Raw genomic sequence first — 16,103 nt, forward strand, 5'->3', positions numbered from 1 at the left:
TTGGATTATACTATATTCTTAATGCTTTTATCACATTTTTAATAACGGTCTATCCTTTTTTCCTTATCAGTAAAACTCTTTATCCCATATCTTCTCCGGTACTGAACCGGAGTCATATCACTCCATTTTTTAAACACTTTGCCAAAATGACTCTGGGAACTGAATCCAAAATAATATCCGATTTCTTCCACTGTATAATCGGAATAGATCAGAAGATTCTGTGAAAGCTTCACTTTACCCTTCATAATATAATCATTAACTGTAATTCCTTCTTCCCGCTTAAAAACAGCGGAAAGATACTCCGGCGTTACATGCAGTTCTTCCGCTATCTTATAGATCACAATCTTTTGGTGCATATTTTTATAGATCAGCCGTTTCGCTTCTTCCACAATCCTGTTATTTTCCCCGGAACGATTCTTTTCATAAACCAATTCAGCGTATTCCATTTTTGCTTTGTTTACCAGCGCCATTATCTGTCCCTGATCCTTTGCGGCATCCACCCGTAAGATGTAGCTGTCATTTATAGAAAAGGAATCCTCCGGCAGCATTCCTCCGTCAATTGCTGCTCTTGCCGCAATTGCCAGGGCAACAATCGCCAGATTCTTTGCCGCCTGAAGGGGATTTTGGGAGAGCACTGCGTATTCTCCCTCTACAACTTCCTCCATACACCGTTTTAATTTACCGGTATCACCTTCCCGGATACTGTTTAATTCCCGTAATTCATGTTCATAAGAGTTATGTACCTTTTCGTTTTCCTGATATTGAAAATATACCCGGTTCAATTCCTTTTTAATGCCGTGCTGCAATTCATTATTGTCAAAATTGCGCTGTATTAAATCCGAAATTTTCATATCTTTTCCGGTCAGAACATGATAAAGCAATAACACCAGTTCGCAAAACAACTCAAATTCACAATAAGAAATTCTGATCTTTTTCTCCGGAATTCCATGCTGCCTTGCATAGGCTTCTCCAATTGGTATCCCTTCCTGGAACTGAACGGTAAAATCAATGCTCACCGGTCCAATAATATACCGGTCTTCTCCACCTAAAATCACACCATAGTATATCGGATATTTTTCTAAATAGATACAAGGACGATCCATATCCGCCATGCCAAGCAGATGGGATCTCCAGATTTCATCATGTAGTACGGGATCTGAACAGGATCCATCCCCCAGATACTCCCTTAACCGGTTTTCTCTGTCAAATATTCGAATAGAGGTATGTGCGGTACGCATGATATGCTTTAAGATAATATTTAGCATTATGATTTTTCCTTTTTATCTTTATTTCAGAGCTCATAAAACTAAGTATAATTTATATAACTTTGAAATACAATCGCAAAAAATATCCATACAGAATTAATTTCTCTGCATGGATGATATACATGACTGCTATTTTTCCTGTTCTACTTTCTTTTCCGCCGGCAGACCATAATGTTTCCTGACCTCATACTCTATTTCATCCAGCACAACTGGATTTTCTTCCAGATATTGTTTTGCACTTTCTCTGCCCTGTGCCATTTTTGATCCCTGATAAGAATACCAGGAACCGCTTTTTACCACAACACCAATATCGGCCGCCAGATCTAAGATATCCCCTTCTCTGGATATTCCCAATCCGTATATAATGTCAAATTCTGCCTCTTTAAATGGCGGCGCTATTTTATTTTTCACCACTTTTACTCGTGTTCTGTTCCCGATACGGTCTCCGGCACTTTTAATGATATCTATTTTTCTCACATCCAAACGGACGGATGCATAGAATTTTAGTGCCTTTCCTCCTGTGGTAACTTCCGGACTGCCAAACATGACTCCAATCTTCTCCCGAAGCTGGTTAATAAAGACGACTATACAATTGGATTTACTTACCACAGGGGTCAGTTTTCGAAGTGCCTGAGACATTAACCTGGCCTGCAGTCCCATGAAGACATCTCCCATTTCACCGTCTATTTCCTGCCTGGGCACCAACGCTGCGACAGAATCAATTACCACAATAGCAACGGCATTGGAACGCACCAGAGTCTCTGCTATCTCCAAACCCTGGTCGCCGCTGTCCGGTTGGGAAATGTAGAGTTCGTCCGTATTTACACCTATTTTTTTCGCATACACCGGATCAAGCGCATGCTCTGCATCTATAAAGGCTGCAATTCCTCCTCTTTTTTGCACTTCTGCAATCATATGCAGGCTTACCGTTGTCTTTCCACTGGATTCGGGACCAAAAACTTCTATAACTCTTCCTTTTGGAATTCCTCCCAGACCCAATGCTATATCCAGACTCAAAGCCCCGGTTGGCACTGTCTCTACCGACATTGCTTCACTGGCATCCCCTAATCTCATAACAGAACCTTTTCCAAAGTCCTTTTCGATTTTACTGACTGCCTCATCGAGTGCCTGTAATTTAGCAGGAGTTGTCATACGGTTACCTTTAACTTTCTGACGGCATCTGCTCTCTTCTTCTTCGTCAGAGCCAATTTCGCTTTTCTGATCTCTATGCGCCTTAAATCCTCCGCTTGTTTTTGTTCGATTCTTTTTTCTTCTTCTATCTTTTCCCGTTCTTCCTTGATTTGAACAGCCTGTTTATAACATTCCTGCTGCAATTTTTCATTTTCCAATACCAGACATTTTTCAAATACATATGGAAACAAAAATATTTTGGTTTCATTCATATCTGAAAACTGTATTTTAATCTTCAGTGGATTATTCTCTGTAATAACACCTTTCCCAAAACTTTTATGACATACCTTTTCGTTTTTTAATGATTTCATTTATACGTTCTCCATTTCAGCCCCATTGGCTTATTCTCTATTATCTTATATTAACACAAAAAAAATAAAATTGTCAGTGTTTTCTGCAAAACATTTATTTTTCGTTAAATTTTATGAATATATACTATTTTTATATTGTGCATTTTATCATAAAATTTGTGTTTATATATTTTAACAGTACAAAAAAGTAGAACGCCTGCCCGTTCAGCCTGAAACGGCGCTGTATTCAAACCATTTAAAATCAGCTCCACGAACACATTTCTTTCCATTTCCGGAAGCATACATCGCAATATAATTCCCGGTAAAGACACCCCCTGTTTCCGTAGTCAGATACCCGGTTTCTCCTCTTCCGATTTCTTCATACCGGGTGCCATCCATGCTGCAGCGGAAAATATATGTTTCTTTCGTTGCCTCCACTTCCAGATATATCCGCTCTCCGGTGCAGGGGATTTTGTTTTCTGTCTTCCACAGACTTCCTATTTGTCTGCGGAATATGATGCAGTCTTCCCCATCCTGCCTTGTTACTGCGGCTTCATAGTGGTGGCGGTTATTCATATAAACCGTCAGCCCCGCTTCTTCTCCATCCTGTTCTCTGACAAAATGTACTTCTGTCCTGGCAATGCAGTTATGGTGCTCCTGCCTTCGTCCAAGCCATGCGATGCTATCCGCCTCCGAAAGTGCTATTTCATTGCCATAGAGAGTAAGCCCTCTCCCCGAGGCGATATCCCATAATTGCGGATAAGGATTATATATAAAATTCCAGGCATAATCCAGCCTTTCAGAATCAAAGGTATCTCTGACCGTGATCTCTTCCTTTTTTGAATGGTACATTTCCGTGCATGCCGGCAGACAATCTGTTTCTACTTCCTCTTCCACCACTCCATTATTTCCCATCACAGGCCAGCCATTATCATTCCAGGCCATGGGTACAAGCATGGTTTCCCGTCCCAGATTATGACGGAATGGATAGGAAACGGGACGGATTCCAAGGCATACGGCCCACCAGTTTCCATTCTGATCCCGGGTAATATCTCCATGCCCGATCGCCTTCAGGGATGTCCCTCTGCTCCTGTTTGTCAATACCGGATTGCCGCTATAGCCTTCATATGGCCCCCATATATTCCGGCTTCTGGCTGCCGTCAGCATATGCCCATATTCTGTTCCTCCTTCTGAGATAAACAGGTAATACCAGTTATTGATTTTATAAATATGGGGGCCTTCCGGACAACAGCCTCCGGTTCCGCCCCAGATATATGTTCTTTCCGTCTTCCTTTTTCCCGTATCTATATCAATTTCGCATAAATAGATTTCTCCATGGGTACCGCAGTAATAGACTTTCCCATCGTCGTCAAAAAACAGGGACGGATCGATCCCGGGACAATCCAGCCAGATGGGATCAGACCATTCACCACCCGGATCTTTGGTCCATATTATAAAATTTTGTTCATTTTCCCCAATGCCTGTACCGTTGGAAACATTTGTTGTTATGACATAGAAGATTCCCTTATGGAAACGGATGGTCGGGGCATATATGCCTGTAGCATTCGGTGTCCCTTTGGCAAGAACCAGCTGGTCATTCCTGGTAATACAATGTCCGATCTGGTCCCAGTGCACCAGGTCTCTACTGTGGAAAACAGGTATCGCAGGAAAATACTCAAAGGAACTTGTCACCAGATAATAGTCATCTCCTGCTCTGCAAATGCTGGGATCCGGATGGAATCCAGGTATAATTGGATTTTTGTATTTCATATAATCTCTCCATTTCATATAGTTTTATTTTCATTAATCAATGCAAACTCATAACTGCATAATTAGAAACAGAAAAATCATATCATAGCACTTGTACATTTAACACCAGAAAAATTACAGCTGTTTTACTGTATTTATTATACCATCCTTCTTATCCGTTTTGATCCACCCAGTCCCAGAGACTTCCCTGCTGGAACTTCTGAAATAGACCAACGTGCTCCAGCCTTTCATTTTCGTGCAGTCCGCCTTTGTTTATCTGTACATTTCCAACCTTCAGCAATTCCCTGTCACTGTACATGCGCTTACGGATGCTCAGCTGGTAGATCAGGCTGAACCTGTTTGTTATGGAACTTTGGCTTAAATCTGAGAGGCAGATTAACTGGATGTTGAAGGTCTTCGCAATATCAATCACTGCCTTTAGCAAATGCTCAGAAGATGTCCTTGCAAATGGATTATCCATTATCATTACCTTAGATTCCTGCATATTATTTGCTCTGGCATCCCTTCTGGTTACTTCTCGTATATAGGAGATCAGGGTAGACACCATCGTAAAGAATACGACGAATTTTTCTCCACCGGAATTCTGCGCCATGGCATCTTCCCACTTTTTCATGCCATTGTTTTTATCATTCAGATCAATTTTATATACATAAACCGGAATTTTATTGGTGCCGATCAGTTGATTCAGCAGTTCCCTGCTGGACATAAGCGCAGTCAGCTTATCTTTCCACTTCTTCTCCTGGCTGCCATCCCCAGCCTTACATAATTCCACCATGGTCTGAAGGCTGTGATCTATATAACTCTCCATACGGCCACGCATATCACTTCCAAGTTCATCCGGCACATCTATACGCAGCATCTGTACCGGCCGGCTCTTCCCGGTGAGCCTGATTTTGGAACTCTGTGCAATCAGCTTTACATCATCATAGATCAGAGCAGCATGACTGATGCACTGGTCTATAATCTGATTCCTGGTCCGCGCTATGTTCTCAAGCTGGCTGTCATAAAACGCTGACAGTTTCAACAGGTTTTCCCGTTTTTTCATGAATTCTTCCATATAAAAATAAACAATATCGAAACGGATCTGTTCATCATCCAGATTAAGTGTACTTAAAGATTCCAGAATATCGGTTACACACTGATTTTTACCCAGATAATTCCTTCTGATTTCCCGATACAGATTCTGACATGCTTTTCTGGACTGGTTTTCTGTTGTTCTGGCATTGCGGTAACTGTCCTTGAGCTTCGTGAACTGGGCTTCCATATCCTCTTCCAGCCCGAAATCACCGATTGGTACATATGCAACTGTAATAATATCCTGAATTCTGCCTACCAGGCTCTTGCAGATATCCCCAAGCCGGCTGGCTGCTTTTTCTTTTTCATGGAGCTGATCCAGTTCTGATTTCAAGTTTTTAAGCCGGCGGTCATAATCCTGCAGGATCCGGCTCTTCTCCAAAGGCTCTGTAAGCCCCAGATTATGCAGAGCCGCAGCAGCATAATCCAGCATTGTTTCCATTTTACCAAATGTAATCCTAAGATTGCCCAAGTTACGATCTGCCTTTATCTTTTCAGCCTCTAATACCGAAACTTCTGATTTAAGACGCTGCAATTCCTGTCTGTCATAGTGAAGTGTCTCATAATCCTTTTGATCCACTTCGATTTCAGCAAGTGCATCCTCTATCGTAGAGAGCTGCTGTAATTTTCCACGCAGCATTTCTTCCAGACTTGACAAAGCTTCTTTCTGGTTTTTCAGAAGCTGTTCATATTCCTGCTCCATTTGTTCATATGGATCATCCAGCAGGTTAGCCTCCCCGGCATTCTCATATTTCCGGTAACTCTCCCGGGTTTGGTCAAACAGCGTATTCTTCTCGTAAAGAATACTCTTGATCCGTTCTGCTTCAGCCCGGCAGTTTTCCAGCTCCTGCCCGGCTTTTTCCCTCTTTTCTTTTAACGACATACTTTCAGCAGATGCATCCCCTAAGTTACGGTAATGTATCTGATATTGTTCATCATCTGCCAGAAATTTTTCCAGAAGCTCTTTCCTGGCATTAATTTCACGAAGGATTATTTCACACTCCCTGTTATTGAATTCCAGTGAGGTCCATTCTGCCTCCAGGGTTTTCAGTTTTTCTTCCAGCTCTTTCTTTTGCACAGAAAGCTTCTCTATTTCCTGCTCATCCGCTGAAACCGCCTTACTTAACTGCTCCGCATATGACTTCCCATATTGGAAATTATTCAGGTCATCCCATGCTTTTCGCACATTTTCCAGCTCCTTTGAAATGTGCACAGTCTGCTCTTTTAGCCTCTCTTCCTGGATTTCCAAATCCTTAAGATATTTTTCCCTCTGTATATCTACGAAGATTTCGTCTTCGTAACTGCTGATAAAAGATGCCTGCGTACCTGCCTGTACCAGCTGATACTGCTGCTCCATCACCGTATCCAGCTGCTCATAAGATAATACAGGGACTACCTGTCTAAGCAGGCATTGTTTGAGTGGAATCTGCCCTATTTTGGAAATATCCTGCTTTTTCACCACCAGGGAAAATGGCAGCATTGGGTTTTTCTTAAGCTGAATCTCTCTCTTATCCTCCGTCAGATTATTCAGATATGCCTCTCCGGTCTGATAGGTAATATCCTGATTTTCTATTGCCTGAATCAATGTCTGAGGAAGATATACACATTTATTGCGAATACCCTTTATCATATCCAATATCTGATCCCGCTCTGTCTGCCTCAGATATCTGTTTTGCTCTAAGTCAGCCGTATGCTTCCGGAAGAACTCATTTAATGCATCTTTCTCATAGATCAATTCCCGGCTAAGTTCATATTTATCCAGCAGTTCGCTGCAACGTGCATATTCTGATGCAAAGCGGTTTTGCTCTTCTGTTAAGCTAGTCAAGTGACTTACCACGGATATTTTTTTCTGCACCGCTTCCATAATCAAAGGGCCTGTGACCCTCTGCTGCTCCTTTACCCGTACCAGTCTGTCCTGCCCGTCCTTCAGTTCTTCCGCCTTTGCTTTCTCCTGACTTTCCTGCTCTTTTTTTAGGTTATTTACCGAGGTTTTATCCAGCTCTTTTAAGACATTTCGAAGCAATACCGTACCCAGCTTTTCGAAAATCTGCTCCTCTTCCTTCTCAAACCGCGTCACAAATCCACGCAGTTCTCCAATCCTTACATCACATTGACTGATCTTTTTGTCGTATTCCCGTGTATCAGCAGATAGTTGCTTCTGCCGTTGTCCATTGACAGTGATTCGTACTTTATATTGTTCAATTTCGTCCAGCAGTTCCCTTTGCTTCTTTTCTAAGCAGTATTTCAATGAATACCGCAGATCATCAAGCCGGATTCTGGTATCTGCATCCCCCTGTTCCGCTGCGATTTTCTGCCTTAGGGCCGATACTGCCCCTTGTATCACCTTCCACTCCCCGTAGAGCTTAGCCCCACGCTGGCAATGATACCGGAAGTGTACCTGACTGCATTGAGCCTTGATTTCCCTGGCATTTGCTTCTTCTTCTGCAACCTGTTCTTTTACTTCCTGCAGTTTATCACTGGCAAGATAATATTCTTCGGATGCCTTCTCTTTATAAATCCCGGACCTTTCTTCCTCCAATTCATACTGCCTGTCATGAATCTGTTCCAGTTCCGCCTTCTGCCCGGCGCCTTTTCGCTTCAGGCTCTGATGCATCTGATTTAGCAATGCCTCCGTCTGATTCACAACGTCCAGACTCTGACAGACATGATTCAGGCTTTCTTCCATCTCCTGATGCCTCCTGAGATATTCGTTGATCACCTTTTGAGCCTGTATGTATTCTTCATTTTTTATAGTATCTGACACCAGTCCTTCCAGAAGATCCTGAATGCTGGTTTCTCCGCTGTCCTGTGCCAGAATCGCTTTTTCAATATTTTTAATAATCCACTCATTAAATACACTGTCGGATGTACTGCAGCGCTCAAACAGTTCATCTATTCCGCCTTCATCATTATTCATCCGGGCGATGAGATTCTTCCATTCTTCCTGAGAAATCCCAAAATCCTGCAAAATCCTGCGGTACTGGGACGCATCATCCCTACTGTAATAGAACATTTCCCGATGAGCAGAAACCAGTTTTCTCACAGCTTCTCTGGCACGCTCAAAAGGCATCAGAACCAGCTGGTCATTTTCCCGTTTAGCAAACGGAACATAGCTGATATCAAAATCGCATGCCTGCTGATAATGACTGGCAAAGGTAAAGTAATTAATTTTATTACTTTCTTCACTTCTCATGCTGCTCCTTGGTGCAATTGCAATTCCGGTCATCAGATAATCTTTAACTGAGGGATTGTCCAGCAGCCATTCAATCATAATAAAGGCCGGACTTGTATTCTTTTTAAAATACTCAATCATCTTACGTTTCTGCATTTTATGGTCGGGAATGATGGGCTGCAGAATCAGCTGTACAAGTACACTTTTCCCGCCTCCGTTGGAAAGATTTAAAAGAGCATTTTCTCCGTCGTAAAAAGAATACATCTCATCCTGAATCTCTCTGGCATCATTATTGTAAGAAAAGTTGATGATCCTGATTCGGTTAATCTTCGGCATTGATCTTCTCCCCCTGTGAAAATAGCTGGTGAATTTCCTGTACCCTGGCTTCATCCAGATAGTAATATAAAAACAGGTCATCCATGCGTCTGGTACGCCTGATTTCTCTGCCTTCTTCCAGTACACGGACCAATTTCTCATGTTCCAGCTGCGCATAGGCACGTGCCAGCGTTCCCAGCTTCGATTTTCTGGCAATACTGTCCCCAATCTGTTTATTCTGCCATAGCTGAGCTATTTTATAAAAGTTGATGCAGTAATCCTTCTCCAGGGAAAGAGCCTCCTCTTCTCCTGCCAGGTATCCCTCCATTTTCTGGTCCAATACCTCAATCAGATCTTTGGTCTGGATAAACTCTCGCTGGATTGGGTTCGTATTCTTTCCGCCGTAGAACATCTGGAAGATCATCATACAGATATAACACTGCAGGTAGGCATCAACCAGCTTTGCGTTCGTCGCTATGTTTTCCCTGAAATCTTTCATCACATATCCCAGCACATCATTGTCCAGATTCGGTATCATATAAATAGTATTACCTGTATCCAGAATCCGGAAATTCAATTCTTCTGAAAACTGCTCCAGAATTTCGCGGACCTCTTCATTTTTATATTCTATGTACAATTCACTATCCGTTTTTGCATCAATTTCTCCGTTTTCTAATAAACGATTATATATCGCTAATGCCTGTTTCAACATCCTGCCCCACCTCGCTTCTGATCTTAGGTATTATTTCTATATCTGCCATTTCTATTGTACTGTATAACACTTCTGCTCCAACCGTATCTTCTAACACGGCATGAAAAATAAAGTCTTTTTTTTCAAATACCAGCTGTTCCACACCATAAAAATCCGGATACCTGTCTTCCATCTGCCGGAGACACCAGGACAGGTCAAACTCTCCGTTTGTATCCGGAATCATATCTTCACTGCTGTGCTTTTTCCACGATTCTATATCAATAACCCCATAATCATACAGCTTTAACAGAATCAGAAAAATTCTTTTATTCTCCGTATACTGATGTATTCTCTGGGTTTTTTCCACGATATGTTCATAAAACTGCGAAAAAGTAAAAGAAGTTCCCCGTTCACCAGCAAACTTAAAGATCCGTTCTATAACCCGGAAATTCATAGCATTGCTAATTTCTCTGTCTGCAGCCTGTAAGTCCTCTTCCAGAACCTCTTCTTCCACCACATGGTCTTCTTCCTCATTCTCTCTAAGTTTTCCCTGATTCTGGTAAATCAGGGAAAGGTTCATTTTCTTGTCCAATGACGGCATACACAGAGGGGTCATTAGTTTCCAGAGATTTGATACATTCTTTGAATTTACTTTTTCCATCTCATCCATAATCTCTTTTTGGAAATCAAACCGTTTAACCACAGATGCATAAAAGCTGTTTCGAATGGTTTCTTCATAAATATCATTCATATTAAAACGTTTTCCAATGAGGTTCCGCTGTTCCCCTATCACAATCTGAATGTTCCGCTTAATCAGATTCAGGTTATATAACGCGTTGTTCATTGTTTCATCCGAATAGCCGCTTTCCTCTATCTCCCGTCCGATCCGGTCTTCATCCTTCACAACCGCCTCTTTCATTTCCAGCATATCTTCATATTCTTCATCAATCAGATTGTAAGTCTCCAGAAGCAGCCTTTCATGCTCCCCCCGGTCAATGGTATGGATATTCTGCCTCACACGGTCTATGAAGGATTCCATCTCCCGCTTCTTCTGCCGGAGCATGTTGATCAAATCCCGGCTCTGTTTTAACGCATGTTTATAGTTCTTTCTCTTGAGCAGCATCTTCAGCTTTAACTGTTCCAGTTTAAAATCCATTTCCTTATCTATTTCTTTTGTCCGGAATAAGAAGTCATATCCCTGATCCGTCAGCTGATATATAATTTTATTATCTGCTGTTATCTTATCACTGATCAGGCGCACCTGAATATCGTGCCACTGCCGCCCGTAATCCATAATCCCATAATTTTTAACCGTCCCTTTATTTTGCAGAATATCTTTCACCATATATTCAGCCAGCCTCATCACCTGATCAAAAGGCCATTTCTTCTGATAAACCGGCAGAATATCATCCAGGAAACGCGCTATATTTTCCAGTGTACATTCATCATTTTCATTCAAAGTCTGTTCCATAATATAGACCAGCAGCGTGAAGAACAGATTATCTAATTCTTCTCCCTGAAACCAGCCCTCAATTTCCATATTCGTATTCTTTCGATTGACAATGGAATCCACAACCGCCGCAAATCCCATTCTCTTTTCAAAACCTTCTAAAAAATCAAACATAATTTCCTCTTCTATTCCATTTGTAGTAATGAAAGCTGTTCTAATCACACATTCCAATATAATCCTGAAAACTTAGTATTTCCTGGGGAATTCTTCTGTTTTCATCCAGTACTTTTCTTACAACCTCCTGATTTTGTTCTTCAAATAAATCCAGGAATCCGGTATTCCAGTCTCTTCCCCTGTTATCATCTGTCGGCTGCATCTGTAAATTCTTTGCCCGTTTGGCCATTTTGTTATATAAGGGCATAAAAGGTTGTATCATAATCTCCCTGTTATGAGTGACCGCACCATAAAACATAAGGATTCCGGCAATATCAATATCCCCTGCATAAAGTATCTTTCTCTTCTCGAAACCATATTCCGTCACAAAAGTTTGCAGTGCAGCTTCACCTGTCACCTTATTTCCTTCTCCATAGACCAGCAGTCCGGCTTTGACCCCTAAAAATCTTTTATTCTTTGAATTTTTCAATGCTTCACCAATTGAATACCATGTGTCTTTATTTTCAATGACAATCACATCACCCGCAATCTGATCAAATACCCTGCAAAAAAACGGCTCCGGCGCATAATAATAATTCAGGCTCACCTGGTCAAACTGATTAAAAGCCAGGATTCTGCTCCCGCTTTTACTCTCCAGATATTTCTCATCACCCCAGATCGCATAGGATTTTTCCTTAACAGACATTTTCTGCTGCAGCCGCGGGTCATCTTTCCAGAGCATTTCACTGAGCTTACAGATTCCGTCCCGCAGCTCCTTAAATTCCCCTGGCTTCTCCAGATACCTGCTGATATTCAGCCTTGGATTCAACGCTGCAATTTCATCGATGTAACAACTGTAATCTACCGAAGGCGGCAGCTTTTTATATTCTCGAAAGACCGCCGGATAAAAGGATGTCTTTCCGCTTTTTTTGATTGGTGCTATCTGTTTTAATTCGCAGAGTTCCTCCAGAATATCAAACAATTGCCGGTAATTCATATCCGGATAGAGATTTAAGATATCCTCGTAGCGGAAACGTTTTTTCTGTATTTTCGAAATGTCAATCTTCATCTCCTGGTCTCCTTTAATTTAATAGGTGATTTAACCTGATTCTATGTCGGGGTTCTGTTTCCTGGATTTATTATACTATAGAAGGCAGGGATTTTAAATTAAATTTTTTAATTGAATACCTGCAAAAGCAGAAAGATATATTTTCAATAGAATAGGTACTTCATTAATAAAATCCCTCCAAATGTATATACTATCATTAGTCACTGTTTGAAAAACATAATATTTATGGAGAATAAGATGCACGAATATAAACTGGTAAGAAAAGAAATCTTAAAAGACTGCGGCAGTAAAAAACAAAAAGAACAGGAATTTGATGATTTAGAAGCTCTGTTAAATGAATATGCATCTCAGGATTGGCGGCTGCTCACAGAATTTTCTGATCTGAATAATGGAGGTCAATTGCCCGGCTATTATGTCTTTGTATTTGAGCGGGAAATCATAGAAGCGTGTTGATTCAAGAGCATGCTTCTATTGTCTAAAGAATTTACACAGGAAAAAGGACTGGTGATTTCTCACCAGCCCAAAGGGGTTTCTCACTCTATAACATATTCAGGATTCTTCTGACGCAGATATAAAATCATATAGCGTTTGAAACAACACCATAGGTTCTATGGGTTTTGCCAGATGTGCCGACATTCCTGCCTCCATACTCTTCTGCACATCTTCATCAAAGGCATTTGCCGTCATCGCAATAATTGGTATTACTTTTGCATCTGACCTTCACGTGATGCAGCCACAGCTATATTACTCTACCCCCTTCACTTCAAACAAGTGTTCCATATATATCTCCCGTACCTGCGCATAAAGCAGACGTGAAACAGGTATGGTTCTGCCTGCGTGGGTAACAAGTTCTTTTGGGGTAAGTGTGCCTATCTGCCATAAGTTGACAATGTAAGATCTATGCACTTTAATAAAATCAGATCTGCACAAGAGTTTATCCTCAACCTCCGATAGCGAAGCGGTTACTTCCCGGATATCGCCATTTGACAGATGAAAATAGAGCTTCTTACTCATAACTTCAACAAATGCCAGGTTTGAGAATAAAATACGCACAATACCTTTTTTTGTTTTTAGAGTAATGCCCTCTTGAGGATTTTGCTCCTCTGATAACAAGGTATCCAGTATGGGAAATAGTTTTTCCGGTGAAGCGGGCTTTAATAAATAGTCATTTGCCTTAACCGCATAACTTTCAAAGGCAAACTCCGGAGTGGAGGTAAGAAATATGATTTTCACATCATTGTTTGCCTGACGAATTTCCGTTGCGGTCTGGATCCCATTGACACCAGGCATCAGTATATCTAAAAAGATTATCTCATATTCCATCGCCTTCATCGTGACAAGTAATTCTGTTGCACTTTGAAAAGTCTTGTATTTAACAGGCACTTTCTTTTCAAGCCTGTATCGGTCTAAAATGGACGAAATGTGGAAAAGCTCTAATGAATCATCGTCACAAATTGCAATTTTCAAATTCTTTACCTCCATGATTATCTAAAAATTCATATTAGTTTAACATAAGTTTTTTCTATAATCCAGCACGATTTAACATTTCAGGCAGAAATTTCATACATTTCAGGCCAATTGGAACATTTTTAGTAGAAATTTGCTATTCTTTTATATAGTTTAAAATAACTAAAAAAGTGAGGATAAAGAAAATATATGTTTCGGATTGGTTTATGTAATAATGATATAAGTGTGATTCAATCAGTCAAAGAAATAGTAGCGAAATATTTAGCCCCACAAAATATAATATTCAAAATCTATGAATTTTCAAATATAAAAGACCTTTACTTTTTTATATTAAATGAAATGTTTGATTTGGATTTACTTTTTATGGACTCTGCCCCTGACGTTGATAGTATGGGCATGGCTAAAGAAATAAAAAATATATGCTGTCGAACGTCATTTGTTTTTCTGACCAATTTTGTAGATTTTCGTTCCAGAGGATTACAAAAAGAATTAGAAAATTCCCTCCCATTTATACTGGAGAAACAGGTCCAGCGAAAAAAACAAATTCGAAAGAAAAGATTAATTGTCCCAATAAAGAATCATAAGATAATACTCATACCTAATAATATCCAATATTTAGAGCGGGTCAGGAGAATTACCCACGTAGTGAGTACAACTGAGACAGTTAGTACAACATCGAGTTTACCGGAGTTACATCCACAGTTGGAACCAGCATTTTTTATACGTTGCCACAACAGTTACATTGTTAACCTGAACTATGTCAAAGAATATAACAGATATGGATTCATTTTGAAAAATGGAAATATGATTCCTATTAGCAGACGATATTTAAAAGAGGTAAACAGAGCATTTACAAGATAAAAAATCTGTCATCTGCGAGAAACCCGCCATGGAATACTGTGCACTTAAAAGAGTTGGGTGATGAACACCTGGACGAGCTACAATTTAACCGTACTATTATCTTAATCTTGAAACTTTTTTGAATAATTCTTGAAACATTCTTGAATTGATCCTTTAAATTAAATATGCTAGACTATATTTTATCTGGTAAAATCACAAAAAGGAAACTTCAAAAAAGAGGAAATTAAAATGATAGAAGGTAGAAAAATGCCATATGATGATGCAATAATTGAAAAAATGGATATATCAGTATTCTCTCAAGATACTATAGAGCGATATCGTTGTATATTACAGAATAAATCTCCAGAATCTGCTTACTTAAAACTGCTTACAAAAGATTTTCTAATTAATTTATCTGCATTAAAACCAAATAAAAGAGAAAAATATGTTCCTACAGTTGCCGGTTTACTTATGTTTGGAAAAGAGTCATATATCCGGGAAGAATTTCCTAACTATTTCTTGGATTATAGAGAAGAAACAGCATCTAAAAATAAAAGCTGGTCATATAGATTGACTTCTGATGATAGTACTTTTAGTGGAAATATATTTGATTTTTATCAAAATGTTCTACAATTACTCTTATCTCAAAACAATAATGGCTTTGCAGTTCATAAAGCCAAAAATGAAAGCAGTAAAATGAAAATTAAAAATGCCTTAAATGAATCCTTGGCTAATGCAGTAATCCACGCTGATTATTATGGGCGGCAAGGCGTTGTTATTAGGAAAAAAGTTGATTCTCTTTCCATCTCAAATCCGGGAAGACTCCTAATTTCAAAAGAGGAAATGCTTTCAGGCGGCGTAAGTGACCCAAGAAATCCTACAATTTTTAAAATGTTTAGTAAGATTGGTATCGGGGACCGGGCTGGCAGTGGAATAGGTAAAATAATTGAAGCATGGAAAGAACAAGGATGGGAGAAACCGATTTTTGAGGTAGTGACAGATCCTTATCGTTTTATTATAAAATTAGAAACTAAATAATTTGATACGCCATTATTTTTCATATTTACGAAATTATTGAAATTTTTTATCCTATGCCAAATATTCTTACATATCTACTTAGTGTAGACTCAAAATGCAGTGTTGTGTTAATAATCGGAATAATTACATAATATTAAAGGAGTGTTTGTTATGTGTAAGTGTTGCTGCAATTGTCGATATTCCACCTTAAATATAAAAAAAGTAAAGAAATGGTTCTGTCACTTGAAGATAGGATATGTAAGTATGAAAGATTCTTGCTGCTATTATGAACCACGATTTTAAAAGATAAATGCACCATCATTAAAAAAAGAACCATTC

12 protein-coding genes and 1 pseudogene are annotated in these 16,103 nt (G+C 39.9%); 3 read left to right on the forward strand and 10 right to left on the reverse strand.

Features of this window, described 5'->3' with window-relative positions; translation table 11 throughout:
* Positions 1–38: 38 nt before the first annotated feature.
* From QR40_RS03325 to QR40_RS03360, 8 genes are all read right to left on the reverse strand, one after another.
* Complete coding sequence (locus tag QR40_RS03325; protein WP_044293268.1) at positions 39–1,265, reverse strand: AraC family transcriptional regulator; 1,227 nt, start codon at positions 1,263–1,265, stop codon at positions 39–41.
* Between the two features lie 129 nt (positions 1,266–1,394).
* Entirely contained in the window at positions 1,395–2,417 is a 1,023-nt protein-coding gene (recA, locus tag QR40_RS03330) for a recombinase RecA (RefSeq protein ID WP_044293269.1), read from the reverse strand.
* Entirely contained in the window at positions 2,414–2,767 is a 354-nt protein-coding gene (locus tag QR40_RS03335; protein WP_044288800.1) for a hypothetical protein, read from the reverse strand. The genes recA and QR40_RS03335 overlap by 4 nt, the downstream gene beginning before the upstream one ends.
* A gap of 204 nt (positions 2,768–2,971) precedes the next feature.
* Positions 2,972–4,516, reverse strand: coding sequence for a glycoside hydrolase family 43 protein (locus tag QR40_RS03340; protein ID WP_044293271.1), 1,545 nt, complete (start codon positions 4,514–4,516; stop codon positions 2,972–2,974).
* Between the two features lie 151 nt (positions 4,517–4,667).
* Positions 4,668–9,098, reverse strand: coding sequence for a coiled-coil domain-containing protein (locus QR40_RS03345; RefSeq protein WP_027291963.1), 4,431 nt, complete (start codon positions 9,096–9,098; stop codon positions 4,668–4,670).
* Positions 9,085–9,789 (reverse strand): DUF6063 family protein, encoded by a 705-nt coding sequence (locus QR40_RS03350; RefSeq protein WP_027291964.1) that lies wholly within the window; start codon positions 9,787–9,789, stop codon positions 9,085–9,087. The genes QR40_RS03345 and QR40_RS03350 overlap by 14 nt, the downstream gene beginning before the upstream one ends.
* Positions 9,761–11,392 carry a hypothetical protein gene (locus tag QR40_RS03355; protein WP_027291965.1) on the reverse strand — a complete coding sequence of 544 codons (1,632 nt, stop codon included), beginning with the start codon at positions 11,390–11,392 and terminating at the stop codon, positions 9,761–9,763. The genes QR40_RS03350 and QR40_RS03355 overlap by 29 nt, the downstream gene beginning before the upstream one ends.
* A gap of 40 nt (positions 11,393–11,432) precedes the next feature.
* A complete protein-coding gene (locus tag QR40_RS03360; RefSeq protein WP_044293274.1) occupies positions 11,433–12,440 on the reverse strand; it encodes a Wadjet anti-phage system protein JetD domain-containing protein in 1,008 nt (335 codons plus the stop codon).
* Between the two features lie 225 nt (positions 12,441–12,665).
* Here QR40_RS03360 and QR40_RS03365 point away from each other — a divergent pair, with 225 nt between their 5' ends.
* A complete protein-coding gene (locus tag QR40_RS03365; RefSeq protein WP_081820059.1) occupies positions 12,666–12,893 on the forward strand; it encodes a DUF4177 domain-containing protein in 228 nt (75 codons plus the stop codon).
* Between the two features lie 96 nt (positions 12,894–12,989).
* On the opposite strand, the pseudogene QR40_RS30670 reads toward QR40_RS03365, so the two are convergent.
* Positions 12,990–13,154 (reverse strand): annotated as a pseudogene (locus QR40_RS30670) (response regulator); the annotation flags it as partial.
* Positions 13,155–13,184: 30 nt separating this feature from the next.
* Complete coding sequence (locus QR40_RS03370) at positions 13,185–13,907, reverse strand: LytR/AlgR family response regulator transcription factor (protein ID WP_242858440.1); 723 nt, start codon at positions 13,905–13,907, stop codon at positions 13,185–13,187.
* 189 nt (positions 13,908–14,096) lie between these two features.
* On the opposite strand from QR40_RS03370, the gene QR40_RS03375 reads away from it, so the two are divergent.
* Positions 14,097–14,768: a LytR/AlgR family response regulator transcription factor gene (locus QR40_RS03375; RefSeq protein ID WP_044293277.1), complete on the forward strand. Its 672-nt coding sequence runs from the start codon at positions 14,097–14,099 to the stop codon at positions 14,766–14,768.
* A gap of 228 nt (positions 14,769–14,996) precedes the next feature.
* Entirely contained in the window at positions 14,997–15,785 is a 789-nt protein-coding gene (locus tag QR40_RS03380; protein ID WP_052377599.1) for an ATP-binding protein, read from the forward strand.
* Positions 15,786–16,103 lie beyond the last annotated feature (318 nt).

It is taken from the genome of Robinsoniella peoriensis (assembly GCF_000797495.1).
Lineage (GTDB): Bacteria > Bacillota > Clostridia > Lachnospirales > Lachnospiraceae > Robinsoniella > Robinsoniella peoriensis.